Source organism: Nannocystis bainbridge (assembly GCF_028368995.1).
Taxonomy (GTDB): domain Bacteria; phylum Myxococcota_A; class Polyangia; order Nannocystales; family Nannocystaceae; genus Nannocystis; species Nannocystis bainbridge.
In genome coordinates, this window is sequence record NZ_JAQNDL010000002.1 from 948,919 (window position 1) to 974,414 (window position 25,496).

The window sequence follows — 25,496 nt, forward strand, 5'->3', positions numbered from 1 at the left end:
GCCGCGTGTGGGCCCGCACGTGAGGCAGTGCGGGGTCCGCGAAGTCCGAGCCGGGGGCGGCGGGATAGAAGCGAGCCTGTCTGAAAGAACAGGTCTCATGCGCTATGTCCGAAGAGACACCTGGTTCGTCGGCGCGCGCGGCGGCGGCCCGGCCCGGGCGCCGGACGGGCGCCCTTGCTGGGCCGCGCGTGGCCGCGATAAAACGCCGGCCATGAGGCTCGCCCCGCTCGCCGCGCTCGCGCTGTCCGTCACCGCTTGCCCGAAACCGGGGGCCGAGCCCGCCAGCGAGGCGAAGCCAGGACCCGCGCCGGTGGCGGTCCAGACGCCGCAGAGCGCGGCCGGGAGCATCACGCCCGGGGCGACGCGCGTGACGGAGTGCCCGCGCTCGCTCGGGGGCGCCGAGGCGCAGATCGATCGGGTGATCTCGAAGGACTGCGGGCCGGTCACGGTGGTCGAGGATTACCGCGTCGACAACGGCTCGCTCACGCTCGAGGCCGGGGCGACGCTGCAGTTCAAGGACGGCGCGGCGCTGATCGTCGGCGCGTCGGAGCCGGCGAAGCTGCTGGTCGCGGGCACGCCGACGGAGCCGGTCACGCTGACTTCGGCCAGCGACAAGGCGGCGGGCGCGTGGCGAGGCGTGGAGCTCGGCGACAAGGCGGCGCGCTCGCAGATCCAGGGCGCGGTGATCGAGTTCGCCGGCACGGAGGAGCGGGCGCTGTGGATCGCGGCCGCCGAGGTGACGCTCGAGGGCACGACGATCCGCGAGGCCCGCGGTCCGGCGATCCGGCTCGAGGGCGCGGGCAGCCTGGCGTCGTTCACCGGCAACACGCTGCGCAAGCTCGGCTCGAAGGCGGCGATCGTGGCCCCGGCGACGGCGGTGATCGGGATCGCCGGCGGCAACCGCTTCGACGGCGAGGCGGTGGTGCAGGTGCTGGGCGGTGACATCGGCGCGCCGACCACGTGGCCCAACCCGGGCGTGCCGCTGCGGCTCAACGAGGAGGTGCGGGTGGGTGGCGCCGGGCCCGAGCGCGCGGTGCTCAACCTGTCCCCGGGGACAGAGCTGCGGTTCGGGCCGGAGGGTCGGCTGTCGATCGGCAGCAGCGCCGACGGCGGCCTGGTGGCCCGCGGCACCAGCGAGGCGCCGATCACGTTCACGGCCGGCGATCGGCGTCAGGCCGGTGGGTGGGGCGGGCTGCAGATCTGGGCCCGCGGCGAGGCGGACCTCGAGCACGCGGCCTTCGAATTCGGCGGCGGCGGCGACGAGGGCACCGCCGCGCTGATGGTCGAGGACGGGGCGCTGTCGCTGCGCGAGACGACGTTTCGCAGCAACCGCGCGGGCGTGGCGATCCGCGGCAAGGCGACGCTGCGCGCGCTGGCCGACAACCGCTTCGCGGCCACCAAGCGGGCGCTCGAGCTGCCGGCCGACCTGGTCGGGGCGCTCGGCGAGGGCAACGCGTTCGACAGCGACGGGCGCATCGTGGTGGTCCCGGGCGCGGTCACCAGCAAGGCGACGTGGGCGGCTCACGGCGCGCCGCTCGAGCTGAGCGGCGAGGTGCTGGTCGGCGCCGAGCTGACCCTCGAGGCAGGTCTGCGCGTGCTCGCCGGACCCGAGGCCGCGCTGATCGTCGGCAGCGACGCGCCGGCGGCCCTGCTGGCCCACGGGACCGCGGAGGCGCCGATCCAGCTGGCGGCGAGCGCCGGGGTGTGGCGCGGCATCAAGCTGCACGGCAAGACGCTGGCGAGCACGCTGCAGCACGTCGAGCTGTCGCAGACGGGGGCAGAGCCGGCGGTGTGGGTCGAGGCGCCGACCGAGGTGCGCCTCGACAACGTCACCTGCGCGAAGTGCAAGGCGGCGGTGGTCGGCTGGCAGTGCGGCGCCTCGGTGTCGCAGTCGGCGGTGCTGGCGACCGACGGCACGCCGGCGATCGACGCGCCGCCGCAGGGCTGCTGACGGGGCAGGGGAGGCGCGTCGGCCCTGAGGTCGCGTCGGGCGGTATCACCGGTCACGGGCAGCGACGGCGACGACGCGCCTGCGGTCCCGTGTGGTCGCGCGAGTGAGATGGCCGAAGCGACATGTCTTCATGCACATGTCCGACCAGTCATGTTCTAGCGGCGCTGGATCGCGGGCGGACCGGGCGGGCCCGGCCGGCGCGGATCACAGCAGGCCGAACTTCTCGGGCTGGACTTCGCGCAGCACGTCGCGGATGCGCGACTGCAGCAGGTCGTCCTCGTACGGCTTCATCACGTAGCCGTGGGCGCCGTTGCGCAGGCCCCAGTAGCGGTCGCTCTCGCGGGCCATCGTCGTGACGAACACGAACGGCGGCACCTGGCCCGCAGGCAAGGTCGCGCGCAGGCGGCGGAGGATCGACAGGCCGCTCAGGCCCTCGAGCAGCACCTCGCTCAGCACCAGATGGGGCTTGCGCTGCTCGATGAGCGCCAGCGCGACCTGGCCGTCGCTGGCGGCGTGGACCTCGAGCGACAGCCCCAGCTCCTCCGCGGGCACGCGCAGCAGCTCCTGCACGCGGGCCCGCTCGCGCGGGTCGGGGTCGGCGACGACGACGTGGCGCGGCTCGCTCATGTTCGCCTCAGACCGGCACGGGCATCACCCGCTTGCGCACCAGGTTGGCCTTGGCATGGCGGTAAAGCACGCGGGCGACCGCGTAGGTGCCCGTACGGGTCTTGCGCGCGATCTCCTTGACGCTGTTGCGGCCGTTGACCAGCTCGAGCACCGCCAGCTCGTCGCGCGGCAGCGCCTCGCGGCTCAGCTTGGCCACCTGCTCGTCGATGCGGAGGTACACGTCGTCGACGTCGGGGATGTGCGGGCCCATGAGCGCCTGCTCGTCGATCAAGCGCAGGCCGTCGAGCAGCGCGTCGGCGATGGTCAGCTCGGCCCGGCCCTGGGCGGCGGCGGCGGTGGCCATCGGGTCGAGCTCGACCGTCGGGGTGAACGTGAAAGTGCCCTGCTTCCACGCCAGCAGGTGGGAGATCAGCGCGCGGGCCTGGTCGACCAGGATCTGCGCCAGCTCGGCGGGGCTGAGGAACCCGCCCTCGACCAGGCGCGAGCCGAGCGGCCGCTGCTCCGGGTCCTTGCCGACGATGAACGCCTCGAGCTGCTCGTCGCGCATGAATCCGCCCTCGACGACGAAGCGGCCGAGCTTGAGGTCTTCCTCGGTGCCCTTGACCTCGGCCAGGCGGATCCGGCCGGCGTCGAGGTGCAGCTTGCCCCACGACGAGCCTTGCTCGACCTTCAGCACCCCGCGCACGCCGGAGTTGCCGAGCATCTCGAGCACGGCCTCGAGGCGGACCCCGCCGAGCGAGCCGCGGATCGCCGGCTTGTCGGCCTGGACCGCGAACTCTTCGTCGGAGCGCAGCGCCTTGACGAAGTGGTCGACGTCGGCGTCACTGAACTCCTGGCCAGGAAAGTGGTCGCCCAGCAGGTGCTTGAGCCGGGTCACGGCCGGGTCCTGCGGGGTCACGGCCGGCGCCTTGGACGCCGCGGGGACGTGGCCTTCGAGCGCCTCCTCGACGATCTTGATCAGCGCCGGGGTGCTGAACGGCCGCCGGAGGGCGGGCAGGTCCTCGGCGCCCGGGATCGGGTTGGGGTTCGAGCGGCTGACGAGCAGGATCCCCGGGAGCTGCGCACCGCCGGGGATCTGGACCAGCGCCCGGAGCACGCCGCCCGAGGCGGCGGGGTCGGCGGCGGCGTCGAGCAGGAGGGCCATGATCGCCCGATCCCCGGCCGGACCGTGCCGCTTGCACAGTTCGACCGCGTCCTGCTGCGTGTGCGCGTTGAACACCTGGTAGCCGGCCAGCCGCAGGCCCGCCGTCGCCAGCTTGGCCGTGGTCGTATTCGGGTCGTAGTACAGAATCCCGGGCTGGGACGGGCCGGACGGGGCTGGCATGGATGCGGCAAAGGATACTCGGAAACCGCCGAGTCGTGGTAGCGTTTGGCACACACATGGTCATGGGCGAGATTGAGCGACTGAACCCCCCCCGCCAGCTGGGCAACGTGACCCTGCTTGCTGCGCTGGGAGAGGGCGGGATGGCGACCGTTTATCTCGCGTCGCTCGGCCTCGGGACGTCCGCCCGGCTCGTCGCCGTCAAGCTCTTGCGACCCGGTCTGCCCGACCACGACTACCGCACGCGCTTCCTCGACGAGGCCAAGCTGGTGCTGCGGCTGCACCACCCGAACATCGTCGAGGTCCGCGAGGCCGGCGAGTTCGAACAGCAGCTCTTCATCGTCATGAGCCTGGTCGAAGGGCGCGATCTCGCGGACATCTGGGACCGCTGCGCCGCGGTCGGCAAGGCGTTTCCGGTGCCGATCGCGGTGCACATCATCCGCGACATCCTGCGTGGTTTGCACTACGCGCACACGTTCCCTGGCCTCGGCCTCGTGCACCGCGACGTCTCGCCGTCGAACATCCTGATCGACTGGACCGGCAGCGTGCTACTCGCCGACTTCGGGCTGGCGACTTCGACGCTGAAGGGCAGCCTCACCGTGCCCGGCGTGGTGTTCGGCAAGGTCGGGTACATGTCGCCCGAGCAGGCGCGCCACGAGACCCTCGACGGTCGCGCGGACGTCTACGCCTGCGGCGCGGTGTTGTGGGAGCTGCTGACTGGGCGGCCGCTGCGCGGGGGCGACGGCGTCGACACCGAGGACGTGTCGCACTTCACAGCGCCGCCGCCTTCGACCTACTCGAGCCGCGTCGACCCCGAGCTCGACGCCGTCGTCATGAAGGCGCTGGCCCGCGACCGCGAGGACCGCTACCTGTCGGCGCACGAGTTCATGGAGTCGCTCGGCGGGTGGTTGCAGCGCAACTACCCCGGCTTCACCGGGCAGGAAGCCGCGGCAGACTTCATGGGCATGCTGTTCGGCGACGCCGCTGCCCGCGAGGCCGAGAACCGCGAGTACTTGCTGATGGAAATCGCCGGCGTCACGCAGGCCGCGAGCAGCCGCGACGACAACAAGGACACGCTGGTCGACGAGGAGGAGTTCGAGCTGGCGCTCGACAACCTCGACGAGGGCGCCGACGTCAGCATGGGCAGCAAGAAGATCATCCCGCTGCCGCCCGACCGCGCCCAGCCGCCGCCCGCAGCCGTCGCCGCCGCGGCCGCCAACCGTCGTCCGCGCGAGAAGAACAAGGACGACGACCCGGTCAACGACATCGAGTACATCCAGCCCGGCACGATCATCGCCGACCGCTACTGCGTGGTCAGTCGCATCGGTCGCGGCGGCATGGGCACGGTGTACCTCGGCGAGCACACGACCGTCGGTCGCCGCGTCGCCATCAAGGTCCTCACCCACCAGTGGAGCCGCAACGAGCTGGTCGCCAAGCGGTTCCGGGCCGAGGCGCGGGCCGCCAGCGCCGCCGGTCACCACAACATCATCGAGGTGTTCGACGCCGGCCAGCTGCCCGACGGCCGCCTCTACCTGGTGATGGAGTACCTCACCGGGCGCAATCTCTACGACGAGATCCAGGAGCTCGGCTCGCTGCCGGTCGGCCGCGCCGTCCGCATCATCCGCGACATCTCGCGGGCGATCCGGGCGGCCCACGACGTCGGCATCATCCATCGCGACCTCAAGCCCGACAACGTGATGTTCGTGCCCATGCCGGAGGGCGAGGGCGAGTACGTCAAGGTCCTCGACTTCGGCATCTCCGCCGGCGCCGAGCGGGTCGAGGGTGAGGCGCGGCTCACCATCCCCGGCCACGCTCTCGGCACGCCCGAGTACATGGCGCCCGAGCAGGCCAAGGGCAAGGACGCGACCGAGTTCTTCGACATCTACGCGCTCGGCGTGATGCTGTTCGAGTGCCTCGTCGGCGAGCCGCCGTTCGTGTCGAACAACATGGTCGAGATCATGGCGCGCAAGGCCACCGAGCGCGCGCCGTCGCTGGGCGACCGGCGGCCCGACCTGCCGCGTCAGCTGGTCAAGCTGGTCGACGACTGCCTCGAGATCGATCCGGGCATGCGCCCGCAGTCGGCGCGCGAGTTCCTGACCCGCCTCGAGGAGGTCATCCGCCTCCTGCCGCCCGACGAGCACGACCTCGACGCCGACGACCCCGGCGCCTCGCTGGTGGTCGCGCCGGTGCGGCGCGAGAAGCTGATGTCCGTACCTGGCCCTGCGGCCCTGGCCAAAGAGCCAGCACAGGTCGCGGCCACGGTGCCGATGCCGGCGCCGCCTCCGCCGAGCGGCATGACCTACGAGCGTCAGCGCCAGCTCAGCATGGCCGCGATCGTGGTGTTCGCCGCGTCACTGCTGTGGATCGCGCTGCGCTGGGGCCCGAGCAACGAAGAGGGCGGCGACGAGGGCGGCGAGGTCGCGGTCAAGACCACTGGCGAGCCGGTCAACAAGCCGCCGCCGCTCACCAACGACCCGCCGGCCAAGAAGAGCAACCCGCAGTGGGGTGCGGTCGTCGTCGACCCCAAGCTCCTGAACCCGCCCGAGACCAAGCAGCCCGACGCGAAGGTCGGCGACAGCGACGGCGACACCAAGGACGACAAGGGCGACAGGGAGCCGAAGAAGGGCAACGACCCGAAGCCCGCGCGTGACCCCAACAGCGACTTCTGCAAGCAGACCGTCGACAAGGTCAAGTCGGCGCGCGCCGGCGGCAAGCCGGCCGACATGCTGCGCTTCCTCAACGCCGAGCCGGGCTGCTGGAAGAGCAAGGCCGAGTCGGCCAAGCTCAAGACCTACGCCTACAAGGAGCTCGAAAAGTGGAGGGAGTGCGCCCGCGCCGGCCGCGGACAGTCCGACGCCGACGTGGTCAAGTGGGTCAAGTTCTGCGAGCGCCGCGAGGCCGGGTGACGCGCAAGTTCGGGCCTGCGTGATCGCGCCGGGATCAAGGCGCGAACGCGCGCTGGCCGGAGCCTCTCAGAAGTGGACGCGCGGGGAGATGTGGGGCCATAATTGGCGTGCCCTTGTCAGGCCGGGCCAGGTGATGTCACCTTAGCCCGCCGCTCCGGCCCCTTTGGGTCCCCCCGCGCTCATGTACGCCTCGATCCTGGTCGCCTTCTCGCTCGTCCTCTCGCCTGCGCCTGGGGTCTGCCGTAGCGCGCCGCCGCAGCCGGCACAAGCCGAACGCGTGTTGCTGCCGCCGGCCTCGCGCGGCGTGCCCACGCCGCCCGCAGCCAAGCGCGAGCGCCTGGCCGCGTCGGCCTCGGTCGCCATCGACACCGCAGCCGCCGGCGAAGAGGGTCAGCTGATGAACCCGCGGATCCAGGCCCGGGTGGTCGACGCCATGCGGGCGTTCAACATCACCGAGGGCAAGGACGCCGGCCTGCCGAAGGTCGCGATCAAGGTCAGCGAGCTCGGAGGCGACGCGATCGGGTGGAGCTACACCATCGACGTCCGCCACGGCAGCGACCAGGCCATCTCGGGCGGCAGCCTGCGCGGCGAGTGTGTCGACTGCATCGAGAAGGAGCTGGTCGAGAAGGTCGGCACCGACGCTCGCCTCGCGCTGCAGCAGCTCCGCGTCTACATCGACGAGTACAACGCCAAGGTCGACGCCGACAACAAGCAGGCCGAGTCCTCCGCGACGACGACCACCGGCGACGCCGCGGCGACGCCGGGCGGGCCCACGGTCGACGCCGGTCCGGGCGGCGAAGCGGCGATGCATCCGCTGTGCAAGGCCGGCATCGGCCTCATGGCCGCTGGCGTGGTCGGCATCGGTGTCGGCATCGGCCTCGCGCTGGTGCCCGATCGACAGATCGATCCGAACATCGGCTACGAGCTTCGCAGCACCACGCTTCCTGGGTACGTGACGCTCGGAATCGGCGGCGCGGCGGCGCTCGCCGGCGTGGCTCTGTTCGTCGTCGGTCACCGCAAGGCCCGCGCGTCGCAGACCGCGCTCGTACCCAGCTTCGGCGCGGGCATGGTCGGGCTGCAGTGGTCCGGCCGCTTCTGATATCTTGTGGGGTCGAGGTTCGAGGTACTTATGTCGGAGCTTGGTTTGCGTGGTCTCGGGGTGCGAACGCTGTCCATGATGCTCGGCGCGGGCGCGCTGATCGGATTCGCGGGCGGCTGCTTCATCACCAACACCGCCCACTGCGGCTACCACGAGAACGGGGCCGAAAACCCGTGTCCCGTGGGCTTCGTGTGCAGCGCGTGCGCGTCGGCCAACAACGGCTGCGTGCCCGTGAGCGAGGCCGACGCGATCGAGCCGAGCTGTCGTGAAGGCGGCGGCACCACGGGGCCGACCACCGAGTCCAGCACGGCCGACCCGACGGTGGGTCCGACCTCGATGCCGACGACCACGGAGACCTCGACGACCGACGATACGACGATCGGCGTGACGACGATGGGCCCGACGTCGACCACCGACTCGACGACCACGCAGACGACCGAGACCAGCACCACCGAGGCGCCGTCGACCACGATCGAGACGATGTGCGACCCGGGCAACCTCAACGACCCGAACTGCGGCGAGCAGTACTGCGTGGCCCAGAATCAGTGCGGCTGGTGCACGTCGCTGCCGGAGGACAAGACCTGCAACGACGTGAACACCGCCACGCCGGCGTGCGACGAGGCCTCGGGCCTGTGCGTCGAGTGCACGGAGCAGGAGGCGCAGCTGTGCACCGGCGCCACGCCGACCTGCGATCCGGAGACGCATGAGTGCGTCCCGTGCACCGAGCACTCGCAGTGCGGCAGCACGGCCTGCGACATCTTCGAGGGCAGCTGCTTCCCCGAGCAGTCGGTGTTCTTCGTCAAGGGCGGCAAGGTCGACTGTCAGGCCAAGACCGGCCTGACGGCGGACAGCCCGTTCTGCAAGTTGACCGATGTCCCGCTCGACGCGGCCAAGACGACGGTCCGGCTGCTCGCCAGCAACGACGCTCCCGGCGGGCTGTCCGTCCCCGCCGGCAAGGTCGTGGCCATCGTCAAGCACAACGCGGGCATCCCCGAGATCAACGGCGCCAACATCCTGGGCCCGTCTCTGCAGGTCAGCGGCGCCGGGGCGCGGCTCTACATCTCGGGCGTCAAGCTCCGCTTCGCCCAGGGCGCGCTCGTCAAGTGCACCGGCGCCCGGCTCTACGCCCACGACTCGTGGTGGGACGGCAACAACCTCAACGCCGCGCGCGGCATCGAGGGTTCGAGCTGCGACGTGTCGATCCACCGCTCGCGGATCGTGCGCTGCGGCGCGGCGATGCAGCTCACCGCCGGTTCGCTGTGGATGGAGAACAGCTTCGTCATGGAGAACGGCGCCAACACTGCGGCGCACACCGCGTTCAACTTCGTCAACGCGGTGCAGGGCACGATCACGTACTCGACCATCGCCCGCAACCGGGTGATCGGCGGGCTGTCGGCCTTCAAGTGCGGCGGCAACCCGTCGACGATCACCGTGCGCAACTCGGCGGTCATCGGCGTCAATCCGATCACCGACTGCGGCGCCGCCCTGTCGTTCGTGAACGGTCGCGTCGAGGAGACCGCGGACGAGACCGCGGCCAACATCGTCATGAACCAGTGGTTCAACCCTGGCCTCGAGGACGTGTACACGCCGCGCAAGAGCGACAACATGGACCCGCTCGAGGACATGGCGGTCTGGCAGGAAGGCGATCCGCGGCGGGACTTCAGCAACGAGGCGGTGATCCCCACGGAGGATCCCAGCTTTGCCGGAGCCAGGCAGCCGCTCTGAAGGTAGGCGCAGGGGCGCACAGGGTTTTGCGCCCGGCGCTGCGCCCGGGGCCCTCGTAGGGCCCTGATTGTTCGTTCAGCGGTGTGCTGTGGAGACGTGGTTCCGGCGGCTCGCCTGGCGGGGGCGGTTGTCCGGCGCGGGAGGGTGAGCGATAATCGAACTTGCCATGCGTTCACCCCGTGCCTGGTCTTATGTGACGTACCTCGCCTCTCTCTTCGCGCTCGGTGCGTGCCCGGTCTCGCCGGCAGCGACGGAGACCGACAGCGACTCGACGACGGCGGGCTCACAGGCTCAAACCACAGGCACCACGGAGAATTGCCCGGTCGGCGACCTCGGCTGTCCGTGCACGCAGGGGGGCGCCTGCAACGACGGTCTCGAGTGCTCGCCGAGCCAGACGTGCGTGACCCGCGGGGACGACACGACCACCGAGAACGGCCCTGACGGCACGAGCACCACCACGGTCGAGCCCGCTACCACGACGAGCGAGACCAGCTCCACCACCGGTCCGGCGACGCCCTGCGACCCGGGCGGCGAGCAGCCCAGCGACGACTGCAAGGGCATCAGCGCCGACAAGCCCTACTGCTCCGAAGGGGGCGTGTGCGGCGACTGCTCGGTGCTGCCCGCCGACGGCTGCGCGGCCATCGATCCGAGCAAGCCGCTCTGCAACGCCGACGACGGCCAGTGCGTCGCCTGCACGATCGACGATCAGTCGCTCTGCTCGGGCGCCACGCCGGCGTGCAACCCGGCCACCAACGCCTGCGAGGGCTGCTTCGAGCACAGCCACTGCCCCGACACCGCGTGCGACGTGCTCAAGCGCGAGTGCTTCCCGATCGACAAGGTGCTCTACATCCGCCACGGCATCGAGGCCAAGGGGGACTGCACCAACAACATGAAGCAGGGCGGCTACGAGCAGGCCCCGTTCTGCAACGCCAACGTGGCGCTGGAGCGCGCGCAGTCCGAGGGGGCGACCAGCGGCTGGACCTTCAAGTTCCTCGAGAGCGAAGAGTTCAGCTCCTACCACGGCGACATCACGATCCCCTCGGTCGACGTGAACGAGCCGGTCAGCTACGCGTTCGTGCACGTCGGCGAGTTCGCCCAGGAGGACCTGAGCGCGCAGCGCCACACGCGGTGGCAGTCGAACGGCGCCGTGATGACCGTCGGCGCCAACGTGGTCGCCTACGTCAACAACTTCGCCATCTACAGCGTCAGCAACCAGGACGACAACGCCGTCGGCATCGGCTGCCTGCAGAACTCGAGCGTCTTCATCGACGACAGCTACATCCGCGACACCCGCGGCTCCGGCATCCGCTCGTTCGGCTGCGACGTGTACATGCGCCGCTCGAGCATCTTCAAGAGCCGCACCGAGGGCATCGAGCTCAACTGCGCCGATCAGGCGTGCGAGCTGCACATGAGCAACAGCTACATCACCGAGAGCCAGCACGTCCAGGGCGACGGCGGCGGCGGGATCGTGGCCGACAACGCGACCCTCGACATCAGCTTCAGCGGGATCCTCGCCAACAACGCCGAGGTCGACCCCATGGACATGACCGCCCGCGGCGACTCGATCCACTGCGTCAACGACAACGTCGACGGGGTCATCCGCAACTCGGCGATCGGCCGCAAGCAGATGGGCAACGTGCTGTCGGTCAAGTGCAGCGCCATGCTGAGCATCACGAACTCCCTGATCGACAGCGACGAGTTCAAGATCGGCAACAACAAGAAGGCCGGCGAGGATATTCTCGGGTACTTCCTGGCCAATGGGGTCACCGGGGCGCGACCCCTCAATCCTCAGCCGCCGATGGGCTTGCCCAAGGATCTCGAGTTCGCGGTGTGGAAGAAGGGCGACCCGGTGGTCGACTACGACGGCCAGCCGCGCCCGGCCAAGGTCAATCAGAAGGACTTCGTCGGCGCCGACATCATGGGCCAGTGAAGCCGCGTGCGCGCTCGCGCGCGAGTGTGCACGGGCTTGCACGTGGGCGCGCGAACGGCTCAGATTGCGGCCCGCGGGGCCCTTGGGGATACTGCCGGGACCATGCGCATCTCCTTGCTTTGTCGGGGCCTCGGGTTCGGCCTCGGCTTCCTCGCGGCGGCATGCACGCCGGGCGGCCCGCAGACTGAAACGTCGTCCGAGAGCGACAGCGACGCTTGCCAGCCGGGTTCGCTGAACTGTGTGTGCGAGGCCAACGGCTGTGATCCGGGCCTCGTGTGCGCGTCGGGCTTCTGCGTCGAAGACGGCAGCGGGAGCTCCGAAGCGACGCTCACCACCAGCACCTCGTCACCGACCTCGGCGACCGAGACCGACCCCGGCACGACGGACCCCACGGGCCCCACGGTGACCACCGAGACCCCGCAGTGCGACGACGGTCCGGGCGTCTCGCAGCAGTGCCCCGAGACCGCGCCGTACTGCCTCGCCGAGGGGGTCTGCGCCGACTGCTCCGGCTTGACGAGCTGCGCCGACATCGACGCCGGCGCGCCCGCGTGCGACGCCGCCTCGGGCCTGTGCGTCGAGTGTACCGAGGCCGACGCCTCGGCTTGCGGCGGTAACACGCCCGTGTGCGACGCGGCCGACAACACCTGCGCCGCGTGCACCGATCACGAGCAGTGCCCGAGCGGCGCCTGCAACATCGCCACCGGCGCCTGCTTCGAGGACGCGCTGTGGGTCGACGGTCAGGCCGACTGCGGCGGCGACGGCAGCGAGGACGCCCCGTTCTGCGAGATCCAGGACGCCATCGCCGTCATCGGCACCGGCAAGCCCACCGTCGTGCACGTCAAGCCGGGTCCTTCGTACAAGACCAAGATCGACGTCGGCAGCAACCTGGTCGTGGCCATCGTCGGCGACGGCCCCTCGCCGGCGATCGACGTCGACGTCGACGCGCTGCTCGTCAACGACGACGCCCGCGTCTACCTCAAGGACCTGCGCTTCATCGGCAGCTCGATGTCGGCCGGCAACGCGCTGGTGTGCCTCAACGCCGAGGTGTGGGCCGACAAGGTCGAGTTCTCGTCGCGCGAGTCGGTGGCGATCGACACCATCGGCTGCGCCCTGCAGATCCGTCGCTCGCGCGTGTACGCCAACCAGGGCGGCGGGATCCGGATCGACAAGGGGCAGACGCGGATCGAGAACAGCTTCATCACCTCGAACGGCGGCAACTTCGCGCAGTACGGCGGCATCCACGTCGTCACCGGCGACCTCGACGTCGTCTACTCGTCGATCATCGGCAACAACAGCGACGCCAACGCCGACTCGCTCCACTGCAACGATCCGGGCACGATCCGTCTGCGCAACGTGGTCCTGTTCGGCCAGTCGCAGCTGACCTCGGTCACCTGCGACGGCGCGACCGTCAGCGACAGCCTCGTCGACAGCAGCGTGCTCGCCGGTCGCAACGTGACGGTCGAGGGCGCTGCTCAGTCGGCGTGGTTCGAGAACGCCGCGGGCGGTGACTTCCACGCCAAGGCCGGGGCGCCGTTCGCGGAGCTCGGGCGCTGGCGCACCGGCGATCCCGCGGTCGATTACGACGGCGATCCGCGGCCCGACGTCGACATGTCGCCCGACTGGGCCGGCGCCGATCGCTTGCCGTGATCGTCGCTAGCGACGTTGCACGGGCGTCATCGACGTCGTGGCGCGTCGCTGCGGCCGTCGTTCGCCGCTTCGGACGCCGTTGCGCGCGTTCGTCGGGCGCGGGGGCGCGCGCGCATTTTCAAGGCGTGTCCCGAGGGACAGGTTGCGACCGGGCCGGCGAACGGGAATACTCGAGCGAATGATGCGGCTCGCGTCAGCGCATTTGGCTTTGTGGCTCGGATTCGGCGGCCTGCTCGGGGTCGCCTGCACGGGCTCCTCCGGGACGACCACCGAGAGCTCCAGCTCGTCCACCGGCAACACCGAGTGCCTGGTCGGCAGCGTCGGCTGTGCGTGCACGCCGGGCGGCACCTGCGACGGCAACCTCGTGTGCGCCTCCAAGTATTGCGTCCCGCTCGAGGACACCACCGGCGTCACGTCGACGGACACGAGTCTGCCGACCACCGGGACCGACACGGCCGGCGAGTGCGAGCCGGGCGAAGGCCAGCCGAACCCGGCGTGCAGCAGCCCCGCCGAGCCGTACTGCAGCGGCAACGGCGAGTGCGTCGATTGCAGCGGCCTCGCGAGCTGCGCGGTCGTCGATCCGGCCACGCCCGCGTGCGACCCGGCGACCGGCCTGTGCGTCGCGTGCACCGAGAGCGACGCCTCCGGCTGCACCGGCACCACGCCGATCTGCGACTCGGCGCTGCAGACCTGCCAGGCGTGCACGCAGCACGAGCAGTGCACGGGCGGCGCCTGTGACCTCGAGACCGGCGCGTGCTTCCTCGCCGAGGACGCGCTGTGGGTCGCCGGCGCCGGCGCCTGCGACGACGCCGCGAGCGGCAGCGAGGCCGAGCCGCTGTGCACGATCGCCGAGGCGCTCGCGCGGGTCGAGCCGGCCACCCCGCGGGCGATCCGGGTCCGCGCCGCCGTCTACGACGAGCCGCTCGCCGTGCCCGCGGCCAGCAGCGTCGCCATCGTCCGCGCCGGCGCCGGCGACGTCGAGATCACCGGCAGCGGCGAGGCGGCGCTCGCCATCGCCAGCGGCGCGCGCGTCTACCTCGACGGCCTCGAGATCCGCGGCAACGCGACCGGCAGCGGGGTCGTCTGCGGCGGCGGCGACCTGCTGTGGATCGAGCGCTCGCTGATCCGCGAGCACCACGTCAGCGGGGTATCGGCCAGCGGCTGCGAGGTGCGGGTGCGCGCGACCACGCTGACGAAGAACCTCGGCGAGGGCCTGTTCGTGTCGGGCGGCTCGGTCCGGATCGAGAACTCCTTCATCACCGAGAACGGCGACAAGGCCATCGCCGACAACCCGCGCGGCGGGCTCGCGCTGGCGGGCGGCGCCGCGGCCACGCTGGTCTACGTCACGCTGGTCGGCAACAACGCGTACACCGGCGGCGGTCTGTCGGTCGAGTGCGAGCCCGACATGGGCGAGGAGTCGATCAGCCTGCGCAACTCGATCGCCTTCAACGCCGTCGGCTACAGCACCTTCAATTGCGAGGGTGCCGAGGTCGTGTCGCACTCGGCGTACTCGGCCGCGACCGACGAGCCCAACGACGACAACGTCGGCGTGGCGACGGCCGAGGTGCCGATGCTCGTGACCCTGGACGTGGCGATCCCGGGCGTGTACCGGCCGAGCCCCGGCGGCAAGCTCGACGCCGTGGCGATGTTCGCCGAGGGAGACCCCGACATCGACTTCGAGGGCGACCCGCGACCGACCGACGCATTGAGCTTCCCTGGCGCGGATCAGCCCCCGCCGTGAGCGCGAATTGTTGCCTCCGCGGCCAAAAAATCCCCGCGGTCACCGAGCCGGTGGCGAGTTTTCCGGTTCGGACATGGCTTTGTGGACAACTCGCGTGGCCCGGTGCATCCTGGCCACGATCCCCTTTGTGCACTAGGAGTTACCGATGACCCGAACGTACTGGACCGTCGCAATCTTGGCCTGCGCGCCGCTGGTCGCCGGCTGTCCGCCGACCTACACCCCCGGGGAGACCGAGAGCGGGACCGAGACCGAGGGCGAGACGAACGAAACGTCGACCTCGACCGACACGACGCTGACGACTTCGACGTCGACCCAGCCCACGTCGACGACCGAGGCCGAGACCTCGACGACCACCACGAGCACGTCGACCTCGGAGCCGACCACCGGCACCATGGGCTGCGCCGGTGACGGCGACTGCGGCGACGCGAGCAAGCCGTTCTGCGTCGACGAGGCCTGCGTCGGCTGCGACGGCACGGCCGAGCCGGACGCCACCTGCGCCGAGGTCGACGCGGCCACGCCGGTCTGCGACATGGACGCGGGCGCCTGCGTCGTGTGCACGCCGGACAACAAGGCCCTGTGCTCGGGCACGACCCCGGTGTGCGACGCCGCCACCAACGAGTGCGCCGGCTGCATCGAGCACGCTGACTGCCCGGACAGCGCCTGCAACGCCGAGTCGGGCGCCTGCTTCGCGCTCGAGAACGTCATCCACGTCGACAGCGCCGCCCAGTGCGACATCGGCGACGGCACCAAGGCGCAGCCGTTCTGCCAGATCACGCAGGCGCTCGACCAGGTGGGGATGAACGACCCGTCGCTCGGCTGGACCATCAAGGTCAAGACCGGCAACTACATCCAGCCCGCGCTGGTCGTGCCCGAGGCGAGCAACCTGGCGATCGTCGGCGACGGCGGCGTCGCCAAGATCCGCTCGACCACCGCGGCGACGCTGCAGATCAGCCCGTCGTCGAAGGTCACGCTCGGCAAGCTCAACCTCGCCAGCAACGCCGACGACTCCGGCATGACCTGCACGGGCTCGCAGGTCCTCGGCAGCGACCTGACCTTCAGCCTCAACCGCCAGGGCTACGTCGGAACCGACTGCACCGCGCACTTCAACCGCAGCGTGTTCTACAAGAACACCTCGGGCGGCCTGTCGGCGTTCGGCGCCGGCGCGACCGCGCTGGTCAACAGCTACGTGTCCAACAACGGCTCCAACGCCGAGTCCAACTACGGCGGCGTGCTGACCGGCCAGGGCCACGAGCTCAGCCTGATCTACTCGACGGTGGTCAACAACCTGTCCGAGGTCGGCGCGCGCTCGCTGCTGTGCATGCCCGACGCCGGCCCGGCGACGATCCGCAACTCGGTCATCATCGCCTTCGTCGCCCCGTCGATCGACTGCGCGACCGCGACGTTCGAGAACTCCGCCATCGACGAGGGCAAGCAGGACGGCGACACCAACCTGCTCGCCGTCATGGCCGACGCGATGACGTGGTTCGAGCCGCAGGTCGGCGGCGTGTACAAGGCCAAGGCCGATACGCCGATCGCCGAGCTCGCGGTGTGGAAGGACGGCGACCCCGCGACCGACTTCAACGGCGACGCGCGGCCGGCGACCAACGAGAGCACCGACTACGCCGGCGCCGACCGCCCGGCTCCCTGAGCGGGCCTCGAGGACATGTCCTGCGGGACATGTCCTGAAAGCATGAGAGGAGGCCGCGAGGCCTCCTCTCTTTGTTTGGGTCGCGGCACCGTCAAATTGACGATCGACGTCTGGCGCGCTCTCCGGCCGGCAAGCGGGCAGGCGCCCAGGGCGAGCTGCTGCGATGGCGTGGGAAGATCGCCGTGGTGCCCGGCGAAGCGGCCGCGGGCGAGGTGGTGGAGCGTCGAGCAGGGCAGGGGCCAGGACATGCCGATTGTGAGCGGGGCTCTCGCGCCGTCTCCCGATGACGCTCGCCACCATCGAGAAGACCAGGCTCTCGCATCCGGGCGTGACGCGGCGGAGCGGCCGCCTCGCTGCCGGGCCTCGAGCTTGCGCCACGTCTGGCGATATGCGCGCACGAGATTGGGACGCGCCCGCTGGCGCTGGCGTCGGCGGGCGAGCGTGCTAGCGTCGGCAGAGATGAAGATCCGCTGCCCGATCTGTCACAAAGAGCAGGAGGTACCCGCCGACTTCGCGTATCGGCCGTTCTGCTCGCAGCGCTGCAAGACGATCGACCTCGGCAACTGGCTCGGCGAGGCGTACCGGATCTCCCGGCCGATCGCCGCCGACGACGAAGAGCCGGGCGTCCGCGGCGAAAACTGAGAGCCGTCGAAGCGCCGTGTGGGGCGCCGCGCGGGCGCCCTGACGGACATGTCCCTGCGGACATGCGCATGGCGCCGGTGCCCGGCGCCATGTCCGAGAGCCTTCGAAGCGCCGTGCGGGCGCCCTGACGGACATGTCCCTGCGGACATGCGCATGGCGCCAGCGCCATGTCCGAGAGCCTTCGAAGCGCCGCGCGGGCGCCCTGATGGACATGTCCCTCCAGACATGCACATGGCGCCATGTCCCGAGTGACATGCCCGAACGGGCAGGTCTCACTTCTTGTCGCGGTTCTTGCGGCGGGCCAGCTTCTCGGCGCGGCGCTTGTCCGCCAGGTTCTTGTAGTCGACCTTCGACGGCGAGCGGGGGGCCGAGCCGCCGTCGCCCTGCGGGCCGCCCATGCCGGGGAAGCCGCCCATGCCGGGCAGGCCGCCCATGCCAGGGAAGCCGCCCATGCCGGGCAGGCCGCCCATGCCGGGCAGGCCGCCGCCGCCGCCCATGCTGTTCATCAGCGAGCCGAGCGCGTTGGGGTCGGACATCATCTTCCGCATCGCGTTCATCTGCTTGAGCATCTTCATGCCCGGGACCTTGTCCATCATGCCCTGCGGCTTGGCGGGCATGCCGGGGATCATGCCGCCGAACATGTCGCCGAGCATGCCGAACATGCCGCGCATGGTCATGAAGCGGCCGACGAGGCCGCGCACATCGTCCTCGGTGCGGCCGGAGCCGCGGGCGACGCGGCTGACGCGAGCGGCCACGAAGTCCTCGGGCCGCAGGTCGTTGGGGTCCTTCTCCTTGGCGGTCTTGTGCACCGACCGCTTCTGCCGCCGGCTGCCGCGCCCGCTGTTGCCCTCGTCGTCGAGGAACACCTCGGGGTTCTTGCGCTCCTCCTTCGTCATCGAGCGGATCATCGCCTCGACGCGGACGAGCTCCTTGTCGTCGGCGGCCTTCTCGAGCGCCTCGGGCGGGATGTTGGCGCCGAACATCTGCCCGAGCGGCATCTTCTCGAGGATGTCCTTCATGCTGCCCATGGACTGGATCGTCTTGATCTGGCTCAAGAAGTCGTCCATCGTGAAGGATCCCGAGAGCATCTTCTCGGCGTCCTTCATCGCCTGCTCCTCGTCGACGACCTCGGTGAAGTCGTTCATGAGGCCGACGATGTCGCCCATGCCGAGGATCCGGCTGGCGAGGCCCTCGGGGCGGAACTCGTCGAGCTTGTCGAGCGACTCGCCGATGCCGAGGAACTTGATCGGCTTGCCGGTGACCGCCTTGACCGACAGCGCCGCGCCGCCTCGGGCGTCGCCGTCGAGCTTGGTGAGGATCACGCCGGTGACGTCGAGCCGCTCGTCGAAGGTCTTGGCGGTGGTGACCGCGTCCTGGCCGATCATCGCGTCGATGACGAGGAAGGTGTTGGCCGGCTGGACCCGCGCCTTGATGTCGTCGAGCTCCTTCATCAGCGGCTCGTCGATCGTCAGGCGACCGGCGGTGTCGTAGATGACGAAGTCGAGGCCCTCGGCCGCGGCGTGGTCAGTGGCGTCGGCGCAGATGTCGACCGGGTTGGCGCCGTCGATCGAGAACACCGGCACGCCGATCTTCTGCCCGAGCACCTTGAGCTGATGCACCGCGGCCGGGCGATAGACGTCGGCCGCGACCATCATGACCTTGTAGCCGGCCTTCTGCAGCTTGCGCGCGAGCTTGCCGGCGGTCGTGGTCTTACCCGAGCCCTGCAGGCCGACCATCATGATGCCGGTGCAGCCCTTGCGCGCCCGGTTCAGCGAGGTGTCGACGGGCCCCATCAAGGCGATGAGCTCGTCGTGGCAGATCTTGACGAAGTGGTCCTCCGGTCGGACCCGCATCGTGTCGCCCTGCTTCTTGGCCACGAGAGTGACCTTCTCGCCGAGCGCCTTTTCTTTGACCGACTGCAGGAACCGCTTGACGACGTTGAACTCGACGTCGGCCTCCAGGAGGCTCAAGCGGACGTCCTTGAGCGCCGCCGCCACGACGTCGTCCGTCAGTTCGCCCTTGCCGGTCAGGCGCTCCCGCGCCGCGCGAAAACCCTTCGAGATCGTCTCAAACACGCCCGCGGGTTCTACCACGGGCCCCCCCGGCGCGCCGACCCGCGCGTGGGCGCGGCGTAGCTCACAAGCCCCGGCCCCCCGCCGTCCGTCCCCGGCCCGCCGCTGGTGAATCTCGCGCCGAACGGCTACGTTCCGGGGCCATGGGAAAGCCCACTGCCGCGCCCGGGGAGCCTCATGGCTGGGGGATCCGCCTGTCGTTCCGCGGTCGCACGGTGGCCCAGATCGCGGCCGACGACGCCGCCCCGGTCGCCCTCGGCGAGGGCAAGGACTGCGATCTCGTACTCCCCGGTCTCGGCGAGCGCACGCCGCTGACCGACGGCGCGACCCTGATCGTCCCCGCCGGCCTCGTCGGTGAGATCCACGTCGGCGAGCGCACGCAGGCAGCGGAGGGCAGGGTGATCCTGGCGCCCGGCGACCGGGCCTCGCTGCGGATGGCGGCCCACCCGGACATCACGCTCGAGATCCAGCGGGTCACGCGCGAGCGCCTGCCGTGGTCGGCCCGCTTCCACGCCCGCGACCTGGCCCGTCAGCTCGTCACCGGGGCGGCGCTGGTCGCCATGGTGGCGCTGCTGTGGCGGGTCGAGGCGGCCGAGAACGTGCTCAAGCTGCGCGGGGAGCCGACGGCGGTCGACGACTCGCCGCTGCTGCGAGTGATGTTCGCGCCGACGCCCGAACCACTCGAGGTGGTCCGGACCCGCGAGCTGTTCCTCGCGCACCTGCCGCCGCCACCGCCGCCGGCCGCCGAGGAGCCTGGCCCGGACCTGGAGACGAGCGATCCTTCGGCGATCGCGCTGGCGCTGGGGGGCGTGGTCGAAGCCGCGGCGGTCGTGCCCGAGGAGGCGCCGGTCGAGGCGCCGCGCCCGGGCAAGAAGAAGCGCCGCAGCAAGCGCGCGCCGGATGTGGTCGAGTTCGGGGTCCTCAGCGCCTACGGCACCTTCAAGGAGGAGAGCGACGTCGCGTACCTCAGTATGCTCGAGACGGGCAGTGATGACAGCGACGCCGTCGCGGTCCTCCGCGGCGGAGTGATCGGCGAGGGCGTCGGCGGGGGCGGCCTCGGCTACGAGGGCGGGGTGGTCGAAGGCGTCGCCGGCGGGGTGCTCGGCGGTGTCGTGCTCGACAGTGTGGCTGAAGGGACAGGTCTCGAAGAACCTGCCCCTTTGAACATGGTCGTCGGGACAGTCCATGAGATCGGTCCGAACTCGCACGCGGCGGCGGGGGCCACCGCGCCGCGCGGCGAGCTCGACGGCCTGGCGGCGGCGGTCGTCGCGACCTCGTGCCCTGATCCCGCGATCGTGCGCAAGCAGCAGATCGACGTGGTGTTCGCGGTCGATGTGTCGACGACGATGAACTTCATGCTCGCCAAGATCGGCCGCGAGATCGCCGCGGTCGACGCGGAGGTGCGGCTCCACAACCTCGACGCGCGCTACGGCCTGGTCGTGTTCGTCGACGACGTGATGGTCACGAACGGCGGCCAGCCGTTCGCCGACCTGGCGGGGCTGCAGCAGGAGCTGACGCGGTGGCAGCGGTTCACCGCCGGCAACCGCGAGATCGGCAGCGCCGACGCCAACCTCGACTGGCCGGAGAACACGCTCGACGCGCTGCACGCGGCCGCGACCCGGTTCGCCTGGCGCGACCCGGCGACGACGCTGCGCGCGGTGGTCCACGCCACCGACGACGACTTCGGCGAGGCGCCCGCGGTGCAGAGCGGCCAGCGCGTGCAGCACGGCTACGGCGAGACGGTCACGGCCCTGCGCGCGGCCGAGGTGCGGGTGTTCAGCTTCGCGGCCAAGGTCGGCGGCCAGTGCGAGTGCCTCGACGTGCGCGCCGGGCTGTTCGCGCCCTACCGCGGGCAGCAGGCGATCCCGGCGGCGACCGGCGGGGCGGTGTTCGACATCGACGAGGTCGCGTCGGGCGCGCTGAACTTCGGCGCCGCGGTGTCGGGGGCGCTGAACTCGGCGGTCTGCACGCACTATCCGCTCTCGCCATTCGCCGGCAAATAGCCTCGGAGGCCGCGAGGGCCTTCTCAAGCGCGGGCGTCCGGCGCTAAGGTGACGGCCGGTGGCGGGCGACGTGCAAAAGCAGCTCGGCGAGCTCGAGCAGCTGGCGGGCAACCTCGGGGTCCGGGTCTGTTATGAGTCGATGACCGGCCTGTCGCAGGGTGGCGGCGGCCTGTGCAAGGTCCGCGGCGAGTGGCGGGTGATCATGGACAAGCGGCTCAAGCCGGCCGAGCGCCTGGAGGTGCTCGCCAACGGGCTGAAGAGCTTCGACACCGAGGCGCACTTCTTGTCGCCGCAGGTGCGGGCGCTGCTCGAGGCGTAGGCGAATCGGCCCGCGCGACGCGTGGACGACGCTCCCGAGCCGCATGCTCGAGCCGTCGTGCAAGCGATGCCTCGCCAGCCGACGCGGCACCGGGGGACACTCAAATGTCCTCGAAGAACATGTCCCGAAGGCCAGCATGATATGTCCTCCGGGACACGTCGACAGGATGCCTGTCCCTGCGGACATGTCCGTTCGCGCAGGCTCCGATCGACCGCGTGCCCGAGCGCCTCGCGCCAGCGTGGAGGCCGGTCAAAACCCCCGCGGGCGGGCACTAAATAGGGGCCAAGAGATCGGCCAGCGCCGGGTCGTCGGCCAGCAGCGCCGAGACCTCACGTTCCACGGCGGCCCACGCCTCGGAAGAAACGCGGGTCGGGCGCTGAGCGGCGACGGTCGCGGCGACGAGGCGCTCTGCCGCGACTGCGGGCTCGAGTTCGCCGGCGGCGACCGCCGCCGCGAGCGCCTCGCCGGGCGTCACGCCGGTCGTCGACGCGGTCGCCGCGACGCCCTCGGTCGCGGTCGGGCTCACGGGCTGCGGGCCCTCGGCGCGGGTGATGCCCGCGACCGTCGTGGGATCGTCGATCGGCCGCATCGGTCTCGCAGGCCAAGGTAACAGGTCCGGCACGCGCTGTCAGGGGCGCGCGGCTCACCTTCGCCCGGCGAGGTCGGCGCGCGACCTGCGAGCCGCGGGGGAGGTGGCGAGGTCACCGGGCACCGAGCCATGGCCGGGCGCGCGGCGAGCCGTCGCAGCGCGCCCGGAAAGTCGCTCTGTCGCGCCGGTCCAGACGCTCACGAGGGGGCGCCGGCGAGGCGCGCGGGGGGCCGCCGCTGGCGGCCGATTGACTTTCGCTCGCGCCCGGGGTCACATGGCGGGGCCCTGCTTCCTCGCGTGCATGGGCCGGAGTTCGCGTTGAATCAGATCACCCAATTTGGCCCCTACAAGCTGATGGAGCGCATCAGCGTGGGCGGCATGGCGGAGGTGTACAAGGCCGTCGAGCAGGGCGTCGAGGGCTTCGAGCGGATCGTCGCCGTCAAGCGGATCCTGCCGCACATCGCCGAGGATGACGAATTCATCACGATGTTCAAGGACGAGGCCAAGATCGCCGGCCAGCTCCAGCACGGGAACATCGCGCAGATCTACAACCTCGGCCAGCAGGGCGACAGCTTCTACATCGCGCTCGAGTACGTCGCCGGCAAGGACCTCCGCAACATCTTCACCCGCTGCCAGCAGCAGGGCAAGCCGATGCCGCTCGCGCAGGCCTGCTTCGTGGTGATGAAAATCTGCGAGGGCCTCGACTACGCCCATAACAAGCGCGACAAGCACGGCCGGCACCTCAACATCGTCCACCGCGACGTGAGCCCGCCGAACATCCTCGTGTCCTACGAGGGCGAGGTGAAGCTCATCGACTTCGGCGTGGCCAAGGCCGCCGGTCGGGTCTCGCGCACGCAGGCCGGCATCCTCAAGGGCAAGTTCGGCTACATGTCCCCGGAGCAGGTCCGCGGCATGCCGCTCGACCGCCGCAGCGACGTGTTCTCGCTCGGCGTGGTGCTCTACGAGGTGCTGGTCGGCAACCGCTTGTTCCAGGGCGAGACCGACTTCGCCACCCTCGAGATGGTGCGCACCGTCGACGTCCCGGTGCCGAGCTCGAAGAACCCGGAGATCCCGAAGGACCTCGAGAACATCATCATGAAGGCGCTCTCGGGCGAGCCCGAGACCCGCTACCAGACGGCGATGGAGCTCCACGACGACCTCCAGGCCTTCATGTTCGCGCACGGCATGTTCTACAGTCGCAAGGACCTCGCGACGTGGATGCGCAAGCAGTACGCGCGAGAGATCGAGCTCGAGAAGGGCTCGGGCAAGGCCCCGCCGGCGCCCGGGCAGCGGCCCGCCCCGCCCGGAGCTCCGCCGCGCAAGGCCCCGCCGCCGCGCCCGCCGGGCAACAAGACAGTGCCGCCGCAGGCGAGGCCGGCCGCGATCCCGCCAGCGGGCCGTTCTGCGGCCCCGGCGAGCCGCTCCGACGCCGATCCGCTGCAGCCGAGCGAGGACCAACTGGCCGCGGCGCGCAAGCGGTCGAAGACGATGTTGATGTCGCCGTCGAGCCGGCCTTCGACGCTCAAGCCCGGTACGCCGGCGACCGGGAGCGTGCCGACGCTGCCGCCGGGGATGGGCGGGCCGAAGGATCCGATCAAGTCGACGATCGTGCCCGGCGGCGCCCCGCCGCAGCCGGCCAAGAGCTCCGCCCCGCCGCGGGCCGCAGCCGCTCCGGCGGCGGCCAAGGCCGCTCCCATGCCCGCGTCGGACCTCGACTGGGACGACGACGAGCTCGAGACCAAGCTGTTCGACGATCCGGTCGGCGTGCCCAAGGTGAAGCGGCCGGAAGGCGAGGGGCCGCTGCGCCCGGAGCCGCCGCCGCAGGCCGGCCAGATCGACTCCGACGCCGACGAGGGCTCGCCGACGGTCCAGATCCCGCCGAGCGCCGCGGCCGTGATCCTGGCCGCCTCGATGGCCCAGGGGCCCTCGCAGGCGATGCCGGCGCCGCCGCCCGGCGCGACCCTCAGCCCCGCGGCCTCGTCGAGCATGGCCCGCGCGCCGGCCCCGATCGCGCCGTCGGTCACCGGTCCGCGCCCGGCGGCGCAGGCCCAGACGCACGCGGTCACGGCCGAGGTCGAGATCGAGGACACCGAGACGGGCAAGCGCCCGCCGCCGATCGCCCTCTACGCGGCCGCCGGCATCGGTGCGCTGCTGCTGGTCGTGTTCGTCATCTCGTTCTTGCGCGACCCGGCCGTGCCCACGCCGGGCCCGACCGATCCGGTCGCGTCCGCCGACACCGCCGCAGCGCCGCAGCCGACCGCGGCTGTCGGCACGGTCCAGCTCGACGTGAAGCCCGCCGACGCGCGCGTCACCGTCAACGGCGTCGAGTACCCCGGCAACACGCCGCGCCTGATCTCCAACCTCGGGCCCGGCACGCACAAGCTGATCGTGTCGCAGGACGCTGGCTACCTGCCGTACGAGCAGGATGTCCCGATCGCCGCCGGCCAGCAGCTGGCGCTGCAGGTCAAGCTGCAGGTCCGCGACATCACGCTGACGATCAACACCAAGCCGCCGGAGGCGACGGTCAAGCTGCTCGAGACCGGCGCGGCGCCGCTGCCGGTCGGCAAGGGCGGCGAGAGCTTCAAGCTGACGCGCAAGCCTGGCGTGGCCTACAAGGTCCTGGTCGAGGCGCCCGGGTTCGATCCGAGCGAGGTCCCGGTCAGCTTCAGCGGCGAGGCGTCCGACTCCGCCGAGGTCGTGCTCGTCAAGGCCAAGGGCCCGACGCCGCCCGACGTGGTGACGCCGGTGCCGAACAACAACACGGCGACGCCCAAGCCGCCCGTCGACAAGCCCAAGCCGCCGGCCGACAAGCCCAAGCCGAAGGCGAAGACGGCCGAGCTCAAGATCGGCAGCGCCCCCGGCCGCCCGCCGGCCACGGTGTGGGTCGACAACCAGAAGCAGGCAAAGCCGACGCCGGTCGTCGTGATGGTCGCCCCCGGGTCGCACACCATCAAGTGGAAGTACCCCGACGGCAAGACCGAGACCCGCAAGATCACCGCCACCGACGGCGCGCAGGTCATCAAGGGCACGCCCTGAACCCGCGCCTGCCCGATCGGGCAGGTCCTCGCGGACATGTGTGAACAGACAGGACCCGAGGGCCATGGCCTTCGGGTCCTGTGCTTTCGGGCAGGTCGTCGCGCCCGCGATCCCATGAGCGGTCGATGCTCCGGTGGGCCGTACCGAGGGGGTGAGCCAGCTCGCTCGCGCGGCGAAGGTGACGATGGCAGGGGCGCTGGTTCGCCCTCGGGCGGCTCCCCACGGCTCATCTTCGACCGA

The 25,496-nt window shown here is 70.9% G+C and carries 16 protein-coding genes; 12 read left to right on the forward strand and 4 right to left on the reverse strand.

The window, feature by feature from the left end; translation table 11 throughout:
• The first annotated feature begins 211 nt into the window (after nt 1-211).
• Nucleotides 212-1,951 (forward strand): hypothetical protein, encoded by a 1,740-nt coding sequence (locus tag POL25_RS21425; RefSeq protein WP_272087991.1) that lies wholly within the window; start codon nt 212-214, stop codon nt 1,949-1,951.
• Between the two features lie 204 nt (nt 1,952-2,155).
• Here POL25_RS21425 and POL25_RS21430 read toward each other — a convergent pair whose 3' ends face one another.
• Both POL25_RS21430 and POL25_RS21435 read right to left on the reverse strand, forming a co-directional pair.
• Nucleotides 2,156-2,578, reverse strand: coding sequence for a response regulator (locus POL25_RS21430; protein WP_272087992.1), 423 nt, complete (start codon nt 2,576-2,578; stop codon nt 2,156-2,158).
• A 7-nt stretch (nt 2,579-2,585) separates the two neighbouring features.
• Entirely contained in the window at nt 2,586-3,902 is a 1,317-nt protein-coding gene (locus tag POL25_RS21435) for a DUF4388 domain-containing protein (protein WP_272087993.1), read from the reverse strand.
• A gap of 62 nt (nt 3,903-3,964) precedes the next feature.
• Between POL25_RS21435 and POL25_RS21440 the strand changes: the two genes are divergently transcribed.
• The 8 genes from POL25_RS21440 (at nt 3,965) to POL25_RS21475 (ending at nt 17,237) form a co-directional block, all read left to right on the forward strand.
• Nucleotides 3,965-6,805, forward strand: a complete 2,841-nt coding sequence (locus tag POL25_RS21440) for a serine/threonine-protein kinase (protein ID WP_272087994.1) — start codon at nt 3,965-3,967, stop codon at nt 6,803-6,805.
• Between the two features lie 181 nt (nt 6,806-6,986).
• On the forward strand, nt 6,987-7,904 hold the full coding sequence (locus POL25_RS21445; protein WP_272087995.1) for a hypothetical protein: 918 nt from the start codon (nt 6,987-6,989) through the stop codon (nt 7,902-7,904).
• 60 nt (nt 7,905-7,964) lie between these two features.
• Nucleotides 7,965-9,629, forward strand: coding sequence for a hypothetical protein (locus tag POL25_RS21450; RefSeq protein ID WP_272087996.1), 1,665 nt, complete (start codon nt 7,965-7,967; stop codon nt 9,627-9,629).
• 166 nt (nt 9,630-9,795) lie between these two features.
• Entirely contained in the window at nt 9,796-11,559 is a 1,764-nt protein-coding gene (locus POL25_RS21455) for a right-handed parallel beta-helix repeat-containing protein (protein ID WP_272087997.1), read from the forward strand.
• A gap of 102 nt (nt 11,560-11,661) precedes the next feature.
• Nucleotides 11,662-13,206, forward strand: a complete 1,545-nt coding sequence (locus tag POL25_RS21460; protein WP_272087998.1) for a right-handed parallel beta-helix repeat-containing protein — start codon at nt 11,662-11,664, stop codon at nt 13,204-13,206.
• Between the two features lie 208 nt (nt 13,207-13,414).
• Complete coding sequence (locus tag POL25_RS21465) at nt 13,415-14,947, forward strand: right-handed parallel beta-helix repeat-containing protein (protein WP_272087999.1); 1,533 nt, start codon at nt 13,415-13,417, stop codon at nt 14,945-14,947.
• Between the two features lie 145 nt (nt 14,948-15,092).
• Nucleotides 15,093-16,595, forward strand: a complete 1,503-nt coding sequence (locus POL25_RS21470; RefSeq protein ID WP_272088000.1) for a hypothetical protein — start codon at nt 15,093-15,095, stop codon at nt 16,593-16,595.
• Nucleotides 16,596-17,054: 459 nt separating this feature from the next.
• Nucleotides 17,055-17,237, forward strand: coding sequence for a DNA gyrase inhibitor YacG (locus POL25_RS21475; protein WP_272088001.1), 183 nt, complete (start codon nt 17,055-17,057; stop codon nt 17,235-17,237).
• 272 nt (nt 17,238-17,509) lie between these two features.
• On the opposite strand, the gene POL25_RS21480 is transcribed toward POL25_RS21475, so the two are convergent.
• The gene (locus POL25_RS21480; protein WP_272088002.1) at nt 17,510-19,312 is read right to left on the reverse strand and encodes a signal recognition particle protein; all 1,803 of its coding nucleotides are present in this window, start codon (nt 19,310-19,312) and stop codon (nt 17,510-17,512) included.
• A 140-nt stretch (nt 19,313-19,452) separates the two neighbouring features.
• On the opposite strand from POL25_RS21480, the gene POL25_RS21485 reads away from it, so the two are divergent.
• Together POL25_RS21485 and POL25_RS21490 are read left to right on the forward strand one after the other, a co-directional pair.
• Nucleotides 19,453-21,312: a vWA domain-containing protein gene (locus tag POL25_RS21485; protein ID WP_272088003.1), complete on the forward strand. Its 1,860-nt coding sequence runs from the start codon at nt 19,453-19,455 to the stop codon at nt 21,310-21,312.
• Between the two features lie 58 nt (nt 21,313-21,370).
• Entirely contained in the window at nt 21,371-21,631 is a 261-nt protein-coding gene (locus POL25_RS21490) for a hypothetical protein (RefSeq protein ID WP_272088004.1), read from the forward strand.
• Nucleotides 21,632-21,902: 271 nt separating this feature from the next.
• On the opposite strand, the gene POL25_RS21495 is transcribed toward POL25_RS21490, so the two are convergent.
• Entirely contained in the window at nt 21,903-22,220 is a 318-nt protein-coding gene (locus POL25_RS21495; RefSeq protein WP_272088005.1) for a hypothetical protein, read from the reverse strand.
• 318 nt (nt 22,221-22,538) lie between these two features.
• On the opposite strand from POL25_RS21495, the gene POL25_RS21500 reads away from it, so the two are divergent.
• Complete coding sequence (locus POL25_RS21500; protein WP_272088006.1) at nt 22,539-25,256, forward strand: serine/threonine-protein kinase; 2,718 nt, start codon at nt 22,539-22,541, stop codon at nt 25,254-25,256.
• Nucleotides 25,257-25,496: the final 240 nt, after the last annotated feature.